Annotated in this window: 14 protein-coding genes; 9 read left to right on the forward strand and 5 right to left on the reverse strand. The window is 36.4% G+C overall.

Annotated features, from left to right (window positions below; genetic code table 11):
- Positions 1–30: 30 nt before the first annotated feature.
- Both CG11_RS05265 and asnA read left to right on the forward strand, forming a co-directional pair.
- Entirely contained in the window at positions 31–1,077 is a 1,047-nt protein-coding gene (locus CG11_RS05265; protein ID WP_052593863.1) for an aldehyde reductase, read from the forward strand.
- A 462-nt stretch (positions 1,078–1,539) separates the two neighbouring features.
- Complete coding sequence (gene asnA, locus CG11_RS05270) at positions 1,540–2,574, forward strand: aspartate--ammonia ligase (RefSeq protein ID WP_052594218.1); 1,035 nt, start codon at positions 1,540–1,542, stop codon at positions 2,572–2,574.
- Between the two features lie 97 nt (positions 2,575–2,671).
- Here asnA and CG11_RS05275 read toward each other — a convergent pair whose 3' ends face one another.
- Both CG11_RS05275 and CG11_RS05280 read right to left on the reverse strand, forming a co-directional pair.
- A complete protein-coding gene (locus CG11_RS05275; RefSeq protein ID WP_052593864.1) occupies positions 2,672–3,247 on the reverse strand; it encodes a hypothetical protein in 576 nt (191 codons plus the stop codon).
- Positions 3,248–3,507: 260 nt separating this feature from the next.
- Positions 3,508–4,503 carry a hypothetical protein gene (locus CG11_RS05280; protein WP_052593866.1) on the reverse strand — a complete coding sequence of 332 codons (996 nt, stop codon included), beginning with the start codon at positions 4,501–4,503 and terminating at the stop codon, positions 3,508–3,510.
- 455 nt (positions 4,504–4,958) lie between these two features.
- Here CG11_RS05280 and CG11_RS05285 point away from each other — a divergent pair, with 455 nt between their 5' ends.
- From CG11_RS05285 to CG11_RS05300, 4 genes are all read left to right on the forward strand, one after another.
- Positions 4,959–5,405, forward strand: coding sequence for a molybdenum cofactor biosynthesis protein MoaE (locus tag CG11_RS05285; protein ID WP_052593868.1), 447 nt, complete (start codon positions 4,959–4,961; stop codon positions 5,403–5,405).
- A 3-nt stretch (positions 5,406–5,408) separates the two neighbouring features.
- The gene (moaCB, locus tag CG11_RS05290; protein ID WP_052593870.1) at positions 5,409–6,317 is read left to right on the forward strand and encodes a bifunctional molybdenum cofactor biosynthesis protein MoaC/MoaB; all 909 of its coding nucleotides are present in this window, start codon (positions 5,409–5,411) and stop codon (positions 6,315–6,317) included.
- 97 nt (positions 6,318–6,414) lie between these two features.
- Positions 6,415–6,597: a hypothetical protein gene (locus CG11_RS05295; RefSeq protein WP_052593873.1), complete on the forward strand. Its 183-nt coding sequence runs from the start codon at positions 6,415–6,417 to the stop codon at positions 6,595–6,597.
- Between the two features lie 10 nt (positions 6,598–6,607).
- On the forward strand, positions 6,608–7,669 hold the full coding sequence (locus CG11_RS05300) for a YncE family protein (protein ID WP_156039666.1): 1,062 nt from the start codon (positions 6,608–6,610) through the stop codon (positions 7,667–7,669).
- Positions 7,670–7,739: 70 nt separating this feature from the next.
- Here the strand turns inward: CG11_RS05300 and CG11_RS05305 are convergent, their stop codons facing one another.
- Positions 7,740–8,495, reverse strand: coding sequence for an outer membrane beta-barrel protein (locus tag CG11_RS05305; RefSeq protein ID WP_052593877.1), 756 nt, complete (start codon positions 8,493–8,495; stop codon positions 7,740–7,742).
- A gap of 117 nt (positions 8,496–8,612) precedes the next feature.
- On the reverse strand, positions 8,613–9,545 hold the full coding sequence (locus CG11_RS05310; RefSeq protein WP_052593879.1) for an outer membrane beta-barrel protein: 933 nt from the start codon (positions 9,543–9,545) through the stop codon (positions 8,613–8,615).
- Positions 9,546–9,765: 220 nt separating this feature from the next.
- Here CG11_RS05310 and CG11_RS05315 point away from each other — a divergent pair, with 220 nt between their 5' ends.
- The 3 genes from CG11_RS05315 (at position 9,766) to CG11_RS05325 (ending at position 16,887) form a co-directional block, all read left to right on the forward strand.
- Positions 9,766–10,179 carry a hypothetical protein gene (locus CG11_RS05315; protein WP_052593880.1) on the forward strand — a complete coding sequence of 138 codons (414 nt, stop codon included), beginning with the start codon at positions 9,766–9,768 and terminating at the stop codon, positions 10,177–10,179.
- A gap of 183 nt (positions 10,180–10,362) precedes the next feature.
- Positions 10,363–15,885 carry an alpha-2-macroglobulin gene (locus tag CG11_RS05320; protein WP_052593882.1) on the forward strand — a complete coding sequence of 1,841 codons (5,523 nt, stop codon included), beginning with the start codon at positions 10,363–10,365 and terminating at the stop codon, positions 15,883–15,885.
- A 231-nt stretch (positions 15,886–16,116) separates the two neighbouring features.
- Complete coding sequence (locus tag CG11_RS05325; protein ID WP_052593884.1) at positions 16,117–16,887, forward strand: tetratricopeptide repeat protein; 771 nt, start codon at positions 16,117–16,119, stop codon at positions 16,885–16,887.
- A gap of 114 nt (positions 16,888–17,001) precedes the next feature.
- Here CG11_RS05325 and CG11_RS05330 read toward each other — a convergent pair whose 3' ends face one another.
- Positions 17,002–18,045: an agmatine deiminase family protein gene (locus CG11_RS05330; protein ID WP_081909468.1), complete on the reverse strand. Its 1,044-nt coding sequence runs from the start codon at positions 18,043–18,045 to the stop codon at positions 17,002–17,004.
- Between the last annotated feature and the right edge of the window lie 59 nt (positions 18,046–18,104).

The raw sequence follows: 18,104 nt of genomic DNA on the forward strand, positions 1-18,104 counted from the left end.
TCTCAAAATAGTTATAAAAATATATACAAAATGATTGATAAAGAAAGACCTGTACTAGTAACTGGAGGTAGTGGATACATTGCTTCTTGGGTGGTTAAACAGTTGTTAGAACAAGGCTATAAAGTAAACGCTACTGTTCGAAACAAATCTAAAATTGCCAAAGTTGACCATTTGCTGAAGTTGCAAAAACAGTTTCCTGGAAAGTTAGAATTATACGAAGCAGACTTACTTAAAGAAGGCTCATTTGCTGAAGCGATGAAGGATTGTGCTTTGGTTATACACATGGCTTCTCCATTTAAGGTGAACGTAAAAGATCCTCAAAAGGAGTTGGTAGATCCAGCTTTAAAAGGTACTCGAAATATTTTGCAGACCGTTAATAATACGTCAACTGTTAAGCGTGTTGTATTGACTTCTAGTGTTGTTGCTATTTATGGAGATGCTTCAGATATTGAACAAACTGAAAATGGTGTTTTTACAGAAGCATATTGGAATACAACTAGTTCTCTAAAACATCAGCCTTACAGTTATTCTAAAACTCTGGCGGAAAAAGAAGCTTGGAAATTTGAAGGGGAACAACAACGTTGGGATTTGGTGGTCATCAATCCTTCTTTTGTAATGGGACCATCGTTGAGCGATAGGACAGATGGTGAAAGTACCAACTTTATGATCCAGTTACTTTCGGGAACGTTTAAATCGGGAGCCCCTTATTTGGCGTTTGGTTTTGTTGATGTTCGAGATGTTGCCGCTGCTCATATTTTGGCAGGAACCAAAGAAAGTGCTTCTGGTCGCCATATTACCTGTGCGACAACAAAGACAATGTTAGATGCAGCAACTATTTTACGCCGAGAGTTTGGGGATAAATATAAATTGCCATCGAGACAATTGCCCAAGTTCTTAATGTATTTGGTTGGCCCTTTTGTCGGGTTTTCTTGGAAATTTGTTCGAAATAATGTTGGGATACCGATGAAGTTCGACAATAGCTATAGCAAAAAAGATTTGGGATTGGTGTATAGAGATTTGTCAGAAACATTTAAAGATCAAGTGGAGCAATTGGTGAAAAGTGGTCATGTGAACTAGTTTTTTGCTTCAAATTTTGCCAAAAAATAAAAAAATGAGTGCAAGACTATTGCTTTTTTCAAAATGTTTATTTAAACTTGTATAACAACTATCGAACAAAACGATAAAATATCTACATGAGAATAATTAATAATAACACTTTTAATAATAATAACTTCTACTTTTCAATTAAGAATAGTGAGAGCTAAAAGTGTGTATTATAAATCAATATATCTAAAGAGCTTGAACTGATTCAAGCTCTTTTTTTTTTGCCTTATTGAAACCACATTCTAATGAACCAAACCATACAATTTAAGACAATGTTACCAGTATTTTTTTGCTCTAATAATAACAATAATAATTATTTAACTAACAGATTTCATTCGAGCTGACTGGTATTCGTATATCTATAAAATAATAAAAGCTTGGATGATTCATCCGAGCTTTTTTTTTGCTTCAAATTTTAATAAAACATCAATTATCATGAAAACAGAGACAAAAGTTCTAAAAAAAGTAAGCCTAGGAAAATTGGAAACAGAAAAAGCAGTAGAATTTGTAAAAAGCACATTTTTGACCGCTTTATCAGATGCATTAGAGTTGACAAAAGTATCAGCACCTGCTGTTGTTTTGACAGGAACGGGAATTAACGATGATTTGAATGGCATAGAACGACCAGTGCGTTTTCCAATCAAAGATTGGGCTGAAAAAAGAGCTGAAGTGGTACATTCTTTGGCAAAATGGAAGCGATTGCGATTAAAAGAATATGAAATTCCTGTTGGAAAAGGAATCGTGACCGATATGAGAGCATTGCGCCCAGACGAGGTATTGTCTCCTCTGCATTCCATTTATGTCGATCAATTTGATTGGGAAAAATGCATTCATACGAAGGATCGAACGCTAGAAGTTTTAAAGGCAACGGTTCAGCGGATTTACCAAGCATTGAAACTAACGGAATTAAGAGTTTCTGAAACTTATGATCATTTGACTCCTTTTTTGCCTGAACAAATTACCTTTTTACACAGCGAAGATTTGTTGGCTAAATACCCTAGCTTGAATGCCAAGGAACGGGAGGATGCTGCTGCAAGAGAATATGGTGCTTTCTTTTTAATTGGGATAGGTGGTGTTTTGCAAGATGGAAAAAAACACGATGGAAGAGCCCCCGATTATGACGATTGGTCTACGACAACAAGCGAAGGTAAGAAGGGGTTGAATGGTGATATTGTTGTTTGGAACCCTATCTTAAAACGTTCTTTTGAGTTGTCATCAATGGGCATTAGAGTAGACGAAACAGCTTTGATGCGGCAATTAGAATTAGAAGAAAGCTTGGATCGAAGGGATTATTACTATCATCAACTTTTACTAAAAGGCACGTTACCCCAAAGCATAGGAGGAGGAATTGGACAATCTAGATTGGCAATGTTGCTGCTTCAAAAACAGCATATTGGTGAAGTGCAAGTTAGTATTTGGACGGATGAAATTCATACGGCTGCGAATGTTAGAGGGATTCAGTTGTTGTAAAAGCAAAAGATTAATTTAACGTTGATTTATGGACAAAAAAAAGGCGGTCTATCCATGTGGATAGACCGCCTTTTTTAGCTATGATAAACAAATGCGCTTATTCTGCCGCATTAACTTTTACAGTTCTATTTAATTCTTTACCTGTATCATCTTTTAGACGGAATGTATAGGTTCCGTTATCTAAAGATTTAACATTTAGAGCTTTGTAGTTATTTCCTTCTGTGATGTCAAATTGATTGTTTGCAACCATTGCATAACCTTCTTCGTCGTACATCTCAATTTTCAAACTTTTAGCATCTTCTGTTTCGATACCAAATATAAACATACCATTTTCTACAGGTTCATCAGACATTGTAAAGTTAACATCTAGCAACTGAGCTTCTTTTTCTGCTCCCATTAGAGTAGAATTGATGTTCATAATGTGTTGAGCATCGGCATCTTCTGAGTTCATGGCTTGAGCAGTAGCAACGATATCACTAGTTTCTAGCTTAATCATTTGTCCTTCAAAGTTGACTTCCAATACTTTAGATTCAGCTTTGCCTGCTCTGGTAAGCGTAGCACTTTCGCTGTCTAATTCAGTTGGTTGCATAGTTGGTTGATTGTTGTTGCTACAAGATGCAGCAAATAATATAGTTAATAAACCTACAAAAAAGATATTGGTGTAATTTTTCATTTTATTACAATTTTTACGGTTCTGTAATTTTTGATTTGTCTTAAACAAGTTTTCTATTGACGAAAAGACAGTTGTTAATGTAAGTAAAAACAAAAGTATTACCTCAAAAGTTTCTTTTTTTCTTTTTTTTTTGCTGAAAACTTAATTGTTAAATTAGGTATATTTATTATAATGCAATAATATATTTGATAACTAACAAGAACTTATTGTATCTTATGATATGTTATTCGGTCGTAGGAATCAAAGTCCTCTGTTTACGGTCAATTTTCAGACCTCCATCCTTTATAAAATAAATTCTTGCTAGTTCTTATGCTACAGTCGTGTACATCACAGTACGCTTTTCCTGCACTCAGTCGCATTTGTTCTACAGGTTTTAGCATTGCCCAGTCGTCTATAATGGCACTAATAATAAACGCTCCAGGGTGCAAGGTGCTTTTGGCTCGTACAATTGGATAAGCTTGTGCTTGGCGTGCTTCTGTCTCGAAATACTCATTGGCAAAACAAGCAATGGCTACCATGTCTTTTTGACTATTGGTGGTATTATAAAAAGTGGTTGGAGTTCCTTCAGGAAAGTCTAACAACCCATTGTGACCATTAAAAACAACTAAATCTGCACCACCATGAATGCTAATGGTATGATCGGGCAAAGCGATTGTGGAAGTATAATTATTGGACATTGCTCTAAAAAAATCATTTAGTGTTGCCAACATTTTATCTCCACGATAAGCATCCGCTACCAAATAAACAACTGCTTTATTGGGGTAAGTTCTTTTAAAAACAACACGTTCCAAAACGGTGGAATCATGATAAATGTTTTTAGTACTTTGCAATAACGTCCATGTTTTTTTCTCTTTGAAATACCGCTTCATGCCAGTGCTAGTTGCCCAGTATAGATTGGAACGCAGGCTAAATCCATTGCCCAATGAGGCTGTAGTCGGAACGATACCTTGATGTTCATTGTCGCAAAGAGGAACAAATACATGAACAACTAAAGGGATGTTTTGACTTATCTTTTTGTTTAAGTTTTGTTCAATTTTTGTTCTAGTAAATGTAGAAAAATCTTCTAATCTAGGAGGAGTCTCCTTTTTTGACAAACTAGTGTCTATCGTTTTTGTTGGAATACTATCGTTGATAAGACTATCTTTGCTCTGATGGTGGCTTGAAGAGACTTCCTCTGTTTTATTGGAAGAGCTACAAGAAGCAGTATGAATCAGCCCTAAGAATATTAATAGTAACCCGTAGAATTGTGGCATCATAAGAAAGCGTTTATGGACATAACGAAATTATACTGAAAAAGATACATCTTTTAGGTTTTAAACGTACAGTGCTTGTAGAGATGGTAGAATTGATGTTAAATAACCTTTATTGATGAATTCAATTTAAAAATAAAGAAAAACGAGTAGAATATACGTTCTTTGTACGAACAGACGAATAGGAAGCATTTTCGTAGAAATTTGTGAAATGCCTACTAAAAATCACATTTACACAGCCTACTATTTCTAAACAACTTCTTAGTAATAGTAGTTCGTTGATTTTTTACTTTTTTACCAAAAAGATAAAAAAGCACATTTATATTAGTTTGATAATCAAAATTTTAACACAAAACACAACAAAGATGCAACTTGCTGATTATCAAGCTAATAAAGTTTTTTAACGAACTATTGAGTAAAGCAGGTGTAAATAAATAGACTAAAACAGAAAATAACATATTATGAGTCGATTAAAGTTGCCTAAAAAAGTATTTATGCAAGGAGGCATACCAGCTGCTTTTATAGGTCAATCTATTGCCAAACACCAAACTAAAACAGATATTGGTGCACACAATATATTTTTGGGACAAGTGCGAGCAGATGTAATTGAGGGCAAAGAAGTCCAAGCTATAGAGTATAGTGCTTATGAAGAAATGGCAGAGCAAAAAATGCACGAAATCAGAGAACATACATTCGAGCAATTTGAAATTACTTGTATGCACATTCATCATAGCTTGGGAGCCGTAGCAGCAGGCGAAATATGTTTGTTCGTTTTTGTATCTTCGCCCCACCGAGCTGTGTGCTATGAAGCTTCTCGATATATCGTAGAAGCGATAAAAGCAGAAGTTCCAATTTTTGGAAAAGAAATTTTTAAGGATCAAAGTCATCAATGGAAAGTAAATAAATAGAGTATGGTTGATATAACACACAAATCCAATACATTGCGTATGGCTGTAGCACAAGCTATTGTAACCGTCAGCCAGCAAGCTACAATTGATGCTATTGTAAATAAAACAGTTCCCAAAGGAGATGTTTTTGAAATGGCAAAGGTAGCTGGTCTCTTTGGTGTAAAAAAAACGTCTGATTTGATTCCAGATTGTCATCCTTTGCCGATTGAGTATACCAATATCAGTTATGAAATTGAAGGTCTACAATTATTGATTACAGTAGAGGTAAAAACAATTTATAAAACAGGTGTAGAAGTAGAAGCAATGCATGGGGCATCTTTGGTTGCCTTGACGATGTATGATATGTTAAAACCCATTGATAAAGGAATTGAAATTAATACAATCAAACTCTTGAAGAAAAGGGGAGGGAAATCAGATTACAAAGAAAAACACCCCAATGGTTTAACTGCTGGTGTTGTTGTTTGCTCCGATTCAATTTCCGCAGGTACTAAGAAAGATAGAGCGGGTAAAGCCATCATACACAAATTAGAGGATTGTGGTGTTGAGGTTGTTGCCTATGAGATTATTCCTGATGAAGTAGACGAAATTCAGCGCCAAGTAGCTCTGTTGCACGAGCAAGGCAAGGATTTAATTATTTTTACTGGAGGTACAGGACTATCTCCTAGAGACGTAACCCCAGAAGCTGTTTTGCCTTTGTTGGATCGAGAAATTCCAGGGATTATGGAAGCTGCCAGAAGTTATGGGCAAGATCGAACGCCTTATGCGATGTTGTCTAGATCTATTGCTGGAACCAAAGGAAATACATTAATATTGACATTACCAGGATCTACAAAAGGAGCAAGCGAATCTATGGATGCCTTATTCCCTGCTTTGTTGCACATCTTTGGAATTATGAAAGGAAAGCAACATTGATGGATTGGTCAATAGCTACTTGGAAAAACATTTTGTAGGATATTAATTTTTGAGAATTCAATAGTCTGATAATTGAATACAAAATAAATGAAATCATATGCTTTGGAATTATATCATTTTAATTTTATGTATTCTGCTCATTTATCGTTGGTGGCAGATGAAACGCTCTATTCGCAAAGGTGATTATGATTATAGTTACTATGAAGAAGGCCCTTATGGTGAACGCAAAAGAACAACCAGTTGGCTAGATAAATTAAAAGAATTATTCAGAATCAAATAATAAAATCAATATGAGACGTTTATGGTACGGTTTGATGGGATGTATGCTTTTTCTTTCGGCATGTACAGAAGAAAAGCCACCAAGTAGTTCTGGAACTTACTCGGAGGGAGTATTTACAATTAATGAAGGGGTATTCGGGCAAACTTCGGGCACTATAAGTTATTACAATCGAACGAATGGAACGGTACAGCAAAAAATCTTCAAACAAGTAAATGGTCGTGATTTGGGAGATGTGGTACAGTCAATGAGTTTTTATGAAGATAGGGCTTATATTGTTGTTAATAATTCAAATAAAATAGAGGTAGCTGATGCCAATACATTTGAAGAAAAAGCTCAAATTACAGGCTTGCGGTTGCCTCGATACTGTTTGGCAATATCTACGAATAAGGCGTATGTAACAGAGTGGGGGGATGATGGATTGACTGGAACAATTGCTATTTTGGATTTAAATACACACACCGTTATCAACCGAATTGCAGTAGGTGTAGGACCTGAGCAACTTTTGTTTAAGGATGCCAAACTCTACATTACTCATGTCGGTGGCTATGGAACTAATAATATTGTAACAGTACTTAATACTGTTACAGACCAAATTGAAACAACTATCTCTGTTTTTGACAAACCTAGTGCTTGTGTGGAAGATGTAGATGGTTTTATTTGGGTGGCTTGTGCTGGAAAAGTAGCTTATTTGACTTATCCAACAATAGATACTGCCAATAGTACAGCAAGTGGTTTGATTAGGATTAATCCAACAAACAACGCCATTACTAAAACAATTTCGTTTGGAAAAGGCAAGCCAATTGGTAATTTAATCATCAATACGGCGAACAAGGAAGAGCTTTATTATAGCAGAACAAGCCAAGTTTGGAAATATCACATTGGGACAGATGTAGAAGAAAGCCTATTTAATGGAAGTTTTTATGGTTTAGGGTTTGATCCTGTTACCAACTATATTTATGCAGCAACTTCTGTTGGTGTTAATGCAGCAGAAGCACAACGTTATGATACCAATGGAATGTTAATAGACGCTTATACGGTAGGTGTTTTTGCTAATGGATTTGTATTTAAGTAGTGCATTCTTTGTTTAAGGCAAAAAAAAATGCGCTATACTGTTGGAGTATAGCGCATTTAATATTTTGTTCTTAGTTAAAGCTCAAAGTATATTGAAAGCCAAGGTTTAAACCAACCATTAAATTCCAAGCTGCACCTCTTTCTGGCTCTAAGATGCTACCAGAAGTAGGGAACCCTGCGTATCTTGCTACATCATCTCCTTCAGGATTAGTTAGCGAAGTCTCTAGGTGGAATAAAAGTAAAACTCCCATTTGATCGTTGATGCGGATTTTACCACCAACTTCAACTGTCAAACCTAAAACGAAGTTTTTGTAGATTTCTGCTTTGTCACTAGATAAAAACTTGTTGATATCTCTATAGTTTCTAGAATCATCTCTTGGGTTGTTAGCAGACCCGTAGTTTCTACCAATAGCGCTAGACAAGAAATCAAAGTGAGGACCAAAACGGAAAAATGCAGAAGATGGTGCCGTTGGATCGCCTCCTACACGAAGTAATAAAGGTACTCTAACATAAGTGATTTTTCTGTCGTATTTGATTTGATCGTCTGCTGACGTATTATCATAATCTGTTGTATAGTTTTGTCCTAGTGCAGCAACACCAATACCTGTTGCAACACCAATTCTTTCACTAAAGTTATAGCCAATTGTTAAACCTGTTTGGAAAGCGAATGTAGGTTGAATGTTTAGTGCTTGTCCTTCGGCTAAATCTTCATCATTTAGAATAAAAGATAGACCTGGTGTAAATCCAGCAGTAATTTCTAAGCCCTGTTGAGCAAAAATATTGCTAGACAAAAATAAGGCTAAAGCCAAAAAAGTTAAGTTTTTCATATTGTTATGATTTTGTTAATAGCTTGATTAAACTACTCAAAGTTAGTAAGAATTTTGAGGAATCAAATTATAGTTTTGCTTTTTTTTATCCCTTAACAGAATTGCTTTTAAAGCGATTTATTCAGGACTATAGGTATAAATAATACCGATTTGAAAACCAGCCATAACATTCCATGTAGGACTCCTAAAAGTAGCATTTTTGTCTGCTTCATCTGTATAATTGGGAAAAACAGCATCGAAAGGAGTTTCCTCTAGGGTACTTTTGTTGGCATCTACTGTTGCCTGGCTAGGACTGGTAATTGGATTAGCGGTGACCAAGTAATCTCCGCGATTTAAGTTGTGGGCAAAACTAGCAGCGCCCTCTCCTTCGGGATTAGATGAGCCTTCAACATGAAGCAATAACGTCATTTTTAAGTAGTCGTTAATTCGAATTTGAGCACCAACTTCGGCAGTGATTCCAGGTACAAAATCTCGATAAATTTTCTCTTGCCTCCCCAGACTAATAATGCCATTTGTGGCTTCATTTTTTTGGTACAATGTAATTTTTTGACGCAAATCAATACCACCTTTGTCATACTGACTAAAACCATTGAGTCGTTCGTCTTTGTAGATAGCAGTTGTCAAAAAATCAAAATGAGGACCTAAACGAGCAAAAAAGCCAGCTGCACGATTTGGGTCAGTACTAATTTCTAGAAGCAAAGGGACGCGAACATAGTTGGCTTGGCGAGTTATTGGGGCTCCCAAATTAGGATCTTTCAACTTACTAGTAGGCAATGTTGCTCGATTGTGTACAAATGAAGCAGTATGTTGTTGATAGCCTACTCCTGTTGAAACGCTAAAAATTTCTGTGATACCATACCCTATTAAAAAACCGGTATTGTAGGCAAAGGCAGTTTGTAAATCTAAACTAGAGCCTTTGTCCATATCCTCGTTGTTTAGTGCCATAGAAAGACCAGGGGTAAAATGTAGGCCAAGCTTTAGCCCTTCTTGGGCATAACTAAGTGTATAGGTACAGAAGAAGATACTTATTAATAAAAATAGGTTTTGCATGTTGTATAAGTCTTTTAATACGAATTTACTAAGGGGGGACCAAAAGTGTATTAAGGGCAGCGCAAGGTAATAAGTTTTATCCTTTAAACCAACTAATCAATGGAACTACCAAATACTCAAACAAGCAAATAAATGTGAAACGCTTTGTTTATTTTGGCGTATATTGTGAGTAAGAAGTGTTGATATAGTGGTTTTTTATAGTAGTTAGCCAATCGTCAATATGAAAAAAAATGGACTCCTTTATTATTTTATTTTAATATTCCTCGGCAGCTTTATCCTGTTATGTTCGGCTCAAGAAGAAGAAAAGAAGCTGTGGGGCAAAATTCATGCACCTAGCGCAGCATACCAAATTATGCTCTATCAAAAAGATAGAATAATGCATCAAGCTCCTGAGATTTTAGTATATTTTCAAAAGAAAAACAGCAAAACAGCCCATCCCATTGGAAATATTTTATTGCCTGAAGATAATCGAAATCACCTTACATACGAGTATTATTGGTCTGCTCAAGAGCAGTTGACTTTAATTGTTAATTGTGATAAATGTATGATAGAGCAGCGAACGTATTCTATTCATATTCATAAAAATCAAGCAATTTTAACTCAAGTGATAGACAATGCGAAACGGAGTGCTTAAGCATATTCAGTTTTATGGTATTGCTTTTTGTTAGAAGGAGGTGTTGTTGATTGTCATTGTAACTTATTTGGCGTTTGTAAACATTACAAAACGTATAACCAATGTTATCAGCAGTATTTAACAAATAAAACATAGAACCAAACATTTTCTAAAAATCCTTAATTAGTAAATCAAATGAATACAATGAAACTAAGTATTTTGTTCGTTGCTTTAGCCTTGTTGCTAGGAGCATGCACCACAGAACAAAAGCCAACACGAATCCAATATAATCCATCTTACGATGATTATTTATCAGCTTTTACAGATGGCGAAATCTCTAAAAAGTCCAGTATAAAGGTAGCCTTTCAAGAAGAGGTTACAGCTTCTGTTTCAACTCCTATATATCCCAGCCCGTTCTCTTTTGAGCCCCATTTGAAGGGCGAAGCTGTTTGGAGTGACAAACAGACGATTGAGTTTATCCCTTCAGAAGACTTAAAGTCAGGACAGATCTACACAGCAACTCTGAATTTATCCGATATATTGCCTCAGATCCCAGCAGACTTGTCTAATTTTGTCTTTCAATTTAAGGCAAAAGATCAGTTTATTAATGTTAGTCCTTTGGCGAGTACTGTTACCAAAGATAAAAACAATACTTGGATGCAGTTAAAAGGGCAGTTGATAACACACGATGTCGAAGATATAGAAAGTATCGAAAAGGTTTTGACAGCGTATAATGGAGCTACTCAATTAGAAATTATTTGGGAGCACCAAAACAATAAGAAGCACCTTTTTAGTATTGAGAACTTACCTCAAAAAGCAAAAGCTTACCCTATTACTTGGAAGCTCAATGGAAAGCCTGTTAATTCAACGACTACAGAAGAATATTCCTTTACAATTCCTTCTGAAAGTGAATTTATACATACCAATACTTATCGCTATAATGAACCAGAACAGCATATTGTATTGGAGTTTTCAGATGTTTTGGATGCAGAACAAAACTTAGAGGGCTTAATTCAATTGGGAGGCAGAAATTTAAAGTACGCCATTGAAGACAATAAAATTAAACTGTTTACAGATGGAAACTTTTCAGGAAAAAAAGAATTAAAAATCTCTAGCGAGATTAAAAGTATACTGGGCAAGAAGTTGGGAAAACCGTTGACAGAAACGATTACTTTTTCTGATACAAAGCCGCAAGTAAAATGGGTAGGAGATGGAAATATTATTCCCAAATCTAAGTCGATGCCTGTTGTATTCAAAACAGTAAATCTAAATGCCATAGATGTGCGTGTTATCAAAGTAAGGGAAAAGAATGTCAAGCAATTTTTTCAAGTCAATCACATAGATGGTGATAGCGAGTTAAAACGTGTCGGAACAGTTGTTTTGGAGAAGAAAATTCCGTTTAAAACCAAAGGATTGGACTTAGCAGAATGGACGAATCACTCATTGGATTTGGCGGATTTGATTACGCCCGAACCAGGTGCGATTTACGAAATTGCTTTAGGGTTTAGCCAATCGTATTCTTTGTATCCTTGTGAAAAATCGGATAGAGAGGAAGCACATTATGACGAGGTAGATATGATGGCATTGCCAAAGAATTGGGATAGCCCGAATTATAGCAGTAGCTATTGGGATAATTACGAAGATGATTATGATTATGGTGATTTGGAAAATCCTTGTAGTCGTTATTATTATCGTCCAAATTTGGTTGCAAAACGCAATATATTAGCTTCTGATTTGGGAATTATTGCCAAGCAGGGAGACAATGGTAATTTGTTTGTTGTTAATAATTTGCAGACCACAGAACCACTTAAAAATGTGGAATTAGAGTTCTATGATTATCATCAAGAATTGATCGGAACCACAAAAACGGATAAATCGGGTATGGCTCGCCCCAATTTGGCTAAAAAACCATTTTTCTTGATAGCCAAGTATGGTGATCAAAGAGGTTACTTGCGGTTAGATGATGGATCTGCGCTGTCTATGAGTCGCTTTGATGTCGCTGGAAGTACTTACCACAATGGTTTGAAAGGTTTTATTTATGGAGAACGTGGCGTATGGAGACCAGGAGATGAGTTGTTTTTGAACTTTATTTTAGAAGACAAAGACAAGACACTCCCAAAGAATCACCCTGTTGTATTTACATTAAAAGATTCTAGAGGTTCTATCGTGGTCAAGAAAACAACAACCAAAGGCGTGAATGGCGTGTACAATTTTTCTTGTCAAACAGATGACGATGCACCAACAGGAAATTACTTGGCTACGGTTCGTGTAGGAGGAGCAAAATTTAGTAAAAATATTAAAATAGAAACCATCAAGCCCAATCGACTTAAAATGGATTTGGACTTTGGAGTAAAAGAATTGTCAGTAGAAAATAAATCACTTGATGGAATATTGACGTCAACATGGTTGCACGGAGCGGTTGCTAAAAACCTAAAAGCAAAAGTAGAGGTGACGTTATCAGAAGGAAAAACAAAGTTTACAAAATACGATGAATATGTTTTTCATGATCCCGCTAGAGAATTTTCGCCAGAAGATAAAGTCATCTTTGAGGACAAACTTGATGAAGCGGGAAAAGCAAACGTAAAAGCAAATATTGTGGCCTCAAGACAAGGTCCAGGAATGCTAAAGGCAAACTTTAGAATGCAAGTTTTTGAGCCAGGGGGAGATTTTAGTATTAGTCAATTTGCAATGCCTTATCATCCATACAAAACGTATGTTGGAGTACGTGTACCGAAAGGGGATGAGGCTAGGAATATGTTGCTAACAGATGTAAAGCACAATATAGAGATTGTCACATTAGATAAAGACGGAAATCCTGTGGATGAAGAAGATTTGGAGGTGAAACTGTATAAGTTGGATTGGAAATGGTGGTTTGATAAAAATCGAGATGCCGTTTCGAGTTATCGAGGAAAAGTATATGGAACAGAGGTTGCCACAGGAAAAGTATCGACTAAAAATGGTCGAGGAACTTGGGAAATGGAAGTGAAGTACCCTAATTGGGGGCGTTATTTAGTTCGTGTTTCAAATGGTAAAAAAGGACATAGTACAGGAAAAGTCTTTTATATAGATTGGCCAGGATGGGCAGGACGTTCAACAGAGAATGATCCAGGAGGAGCAACTGCTTTGAATTTTTCGGCAGATAAAAAGACCTATAAAGTAGGAGAGGAAATTACTTTAAATATTCCAACAGGAAATGTAGGGCGTGCACTTGTTTCTATAGAGAATGGTACAAAAATCGTGGAAGCACATTGGGTAAATACCAAGAAAGGAACAACACAATTTAGGTTTAAAGCAACCAAAGAAATGGCACCCAATGCCTATGCATCGGTTTCGTTGTTACAACCTCATGCTCAAACCAAAAATGATTTGCCAATTCGAATGTATGGAGCAATTCCATTGTCGGTAGAAGATCCTAAGACACATTTAGAGCCAGAAATGGTTATCCCTGACGAGTTGCGTCCTGGTCAAGAATTTGCTATGTCGGTCAAAGATCGACGAGGCAAAGCGATGGCATATACTGTGGCTATTGTGGATGAAGGTTTGTTGGATTTAACTCGTTTTAAAACACCAAATCCATGGCATACATTTTACCAACGAGAGGCACTAGGGGTAAAAACTTGGGATATGTACAATGATGTTCTCGGTGCCTTTGGTGGAGATGTTAAAAGCTTATTGAGTATTGGTGGAGATGGGTTTAATGCCAACAAAGCAGGGAAAAAACCTGACCGCTTTAAGCCTGTTGTTTTGTACATGGGACCATTTTACTTGAAAGAAGGAGAAACAGCAAATCACAAATTTACAATGCCCAATTATGTTGGGTCTGTTCGTGCCATGGTTGTTGCTGCTCATGAAGGGGCATACGGTGCTGCCGAAAAAGCAATTCCAGTTCGCCAACCTTTGATGGTTTTGGGAACAGTACCTCGTGTATTGGGAGTAGACGAAACATTCCGACTGCCAGTAACTGTTTTTGCTATGAAAGACAATGTGAAAAATGTAGATGTTACAATTGAATGCAATGATTTGTTAGAAATTAAAGGAAGCAAAAGCACTAAATTGACGTTCAAGCAACCCGGAGATGATTTGGCTTATTTCCAGTTAAAAACAAAACCTAGAGTTGGAACAGGACATGTAAAGATCACTGTTAGTAGTGGCAAAGAATCGGCAGTGTATGAAACAGATGTTACGATTAGAAATGCTAATCCAAGAGAAACATTGGTCGCACACCAAACTATTGAAAATAACCAATCGTGGAAGCAAACGTACCAACCAATTGGCATGCTTGGTACGAATAATGGCGTGCTGGAAGTTTCTTCTATTCCTGCTATGAATTTGGGCAAACGATTGAAATATTTAATTCGCTATCCGTATGGATGTGTTGAACAAACCACGTCTTCAGTCTTTCCACAAGTGTACTTAACGTCTTTGATGGATTTGCCTCAAACAAAAAAAGAGGCAATCAATACCAATATCAAGGCGGGGGTGAAACGATTGTATCGTTATCAAAACCCAAGTGGTGGAATGGCTTATTGGCCAGGGCAAGCCGATGATATGTGGGCGACCAATTATGCAGGGCATTTTATGATAGAAGCTAAAAAAGCAGGTTATACGGTAACGGACGCATTTATGAATAAATGGATTGCGTTTCAGACAAGTGCTGCTCAAAAGTGGACTGCAAAAGGAACTGTTGGCGATGATTTAACGCAAGCTTACCGCTTGTATTTATTGGCTTTAGCAGGAAAACCAGATTTGGGATCTATGAATAGGATGCGTTTAAAACAAACAACAGCTGATGCCGTGGCAGCACGCTGGTATTTGGCTGCTGCTTATCATATTGCAGGTCAAAAAGATGTGGCTAAAACATTAGCGGCTAAAGCTGTGTTAACTGCCTTGCCTTATAAAGGAAGCACAGGAGCGACAACGTTTGGTTCAAAATTCCGTGATCAAGCGTTGATTTTACAAGCGTTGAGTATTATGGATTTGCGTAATAATGCCAATGATATTGTGAAGGAAATTACCTCAAAATTGGCTTCTGATACTTGGTTGAATACTCAAGAAACAGCACAAGCATTGGTTGGAATGGCAAAATTTGTAGGCCAAGGAGGTGTGAGTAGAGAATTAGTGTTTGAATACCGTTTAGCGGGTGGCAATTGGCAAACACTGAAGAGCAAGAAACCAATTTGGCAATTAGATTTAGATGGCGAACAGGCAAAAGAGGTTGAATTTAAAAATACAAGTGGTGCTGTGCTATTTGCTCGTGTGATTTCAGATGGTATTCCTGCGGCAATGGATGAAACAGAAACAGCAAAAGGTTTAGAATTAAAGGTTGTATATGTGGATATGATGGGGAACAAAATAGACCCCTCCAACATTTCGCAAGGAACAGATTTCAAAGCTCAAGTAACGGTTAAAAATACAGGGGCAATGGATTACAATGAATTGGCCATTCATCAAGTATTCCCTTCTGGATGGGAAATTCATAATACACGTCTAACTGGTGCTACTGCAGGGGGAGACAAGGCAGAATATTTGGATATTCGAGACGATCGAGTTTATACGTTTTTTGATTTGAAAAAAGGCAAGAGTAAAACGTTTCATGTTTTGCTCAACGCAAGTTATTTGGGACGTTATTATTTGCCAGCTTTATCTGTTGAGGCAATGTATGATAAAAGCATTCAAGCTCGCAAACGTGGGCAATGGGTTGAGGTAAATAAAATGTCTGAAAAATAGGCTTTACTCTATTGAAAATCAATGGAGTGTTAATAGCTATTAGCTATGCAACCGTTTTCTTATTTTATAAAGACCATTGGGACTCGTGCCTGATGGTCTTTTTATTTGTAGTAAATAATGTATATATTACCTTTTTTCAATAGAATTACTTTTGAGCAAACTATTTAAAAACTCAAGAGTTTGTTGAAAGCACATAATAACAGTGTTGCGAACTACTAAAAAACTAAAACCATGAAATTAATACTAATGACCTTGTTAGTCCTTAGCTGCTTTTGCAGTGTAACTGCACAAAAAAGAAGTACATTTGAAGAAGCTGAAGATGCTTATTTCTCATTTCAATATAAAGATGCTGCCCAATTGTATACAACATTGTTAATAGAAGATGATCCTGAGTGGAATTATTACATCTATTATCGCAGGGCTTATTGTTATTATGGTTTGAAAGAGTATGATAAAGCGCTTCAAGATGCTAAAAAAGCATTAAGAATTAATAGCAAAAATGACAATTACAGAAAGGTGAAAGGGCAATCTTTTTGGTTGATGGCAAGTATTTTTTCAGAGCAAGGTGCCCATGAAAAAGCTGTCGAGTATTTGACATATACTTCTAAAATTTTAAATGAATCGCTTATTTGGAATAATATAGGATATAGTCAATTAAAGATAGAGAAGTATGAGGATGCTTTAGAAGCATTTAACAAAGCGTTGGAACTGAATATTGAAAATCCATATAGTTTTAGTAACCGTTCTTTTGTTTATCTTAAATTAGGGCAATTGGACAAAGCACAAGAAGATCTAAAAAAAGCCTTAGAGTTCGATCCTTACAATCCATATGCCTATAAATACAAAGGAATACTCCATCTTGAATTGGGAGAATCGGATAAGGCTTGTGAGGCGTTTAATAAAGCCAAAGAATTAGGTTACGAAACATTTAATTTAGGGCAATCGGCAGATTCTGAAGAAGTAAATGATCTAATAAAAGAACATTGTGCTACTACTAAATAACAGGACTTAAAAAATCCATATATTGATAATATGGAATTGAATAAAGGAAGATAAAAAGGAACTTCTAGTTCCTTTTTATTAAATTTTCTAATGGATTGGTAATTCTTTTAGCCATTATTGGCGAGCAGCTTCAATCAAACGTTTGGCATTTTCTCCTGCTACTTGCCAAGACAAACATCGAACACTACCCCCCATTCGGCAAACTAGACTGGCATCAATCGGCACTACTGTTTTTGAGCTGTTACGTTGAATGAGTTGTATGGCTTGGTCATCAGTTGCATTACCAAAAACAGGTAGATAAATATGATGCTTGGTAACAGTACTATTGATGTGAACACCGCAAGAGGAACCAAACCTAGCGTCCCAAATAGTTGTGTCTCGAATGGTAGGAACTTTTAGCAGCTTAATACCAGGAAAAGCCGTGCGAAGTTCATCGTGAATGAGTTGTTGATAAGCAGGCTCATTGTAGTCTGTTACGGCTATCGTATTGTTGTCAATAAACATGACTTGACCATCTGCATGTGCCAAACCATTAGGGTCGTCATTAGGAATAATGGCAACTTCATTCAGTCCTAATGCTTGTTTAAGGTAAGCCTTGGCAGCTTGATAAGTTAAGTGATTATCCTCTAAAAAACGATCGGATAAAATGGCTCGACCATTGTAATTATCTACAAAATTACCACCATCTAGGGTATAAGGGCTTGTAGAAAACTTGATTTTGTATTTGTTGGCAAAAGCATTGAATTTCTCCTGAACATAGTCGGCATCTGCTTGGTTTCCTTGTGCCACAGCGGCATATCTAAATTGAATGGGAGCGTAGGGCATGACCATAGAACAATCTCTTAGCCAAATATCTTCTAAATTTTGTTGCAACAAAATATCCTCAGGTAGATGTTGTTTGAGGTAATCAATTGTAGCAGCATCTCCCAACACAATGACGTTGTCTTTTCCCAAGATATGTTTGGCATAAGCAATGTCAAAGGCTACAATATCATCATAGGCATCAGCATAATAATGGTTATGAATAGATGGTGGTGTAATAACCAATAGCATTTTGTCGTCGTCTATTTGATTGGAATAAGGGAGGCTGTCCTTTTGACAACTTGTTAATGAGAATAGGCTAAAAAAAAGACTCGTGAACAAATTCATTGATTGCATGATTATTTGATTTGGATGGTTAATAATTAAGTACCTTCCAAAGGTAGTAGATTGTAAAA

The sequence above is a fragment of the Aureispira sp. CCB-QB1 genome (assembly GCF_000724545.1).
In the GTDB taxonomy this organism is placed as follows: domain Bacteria; phylum Bacteroidota; class Bacteroidia; order Chitinophagales; family Saprospiraceae; genus Aureispira.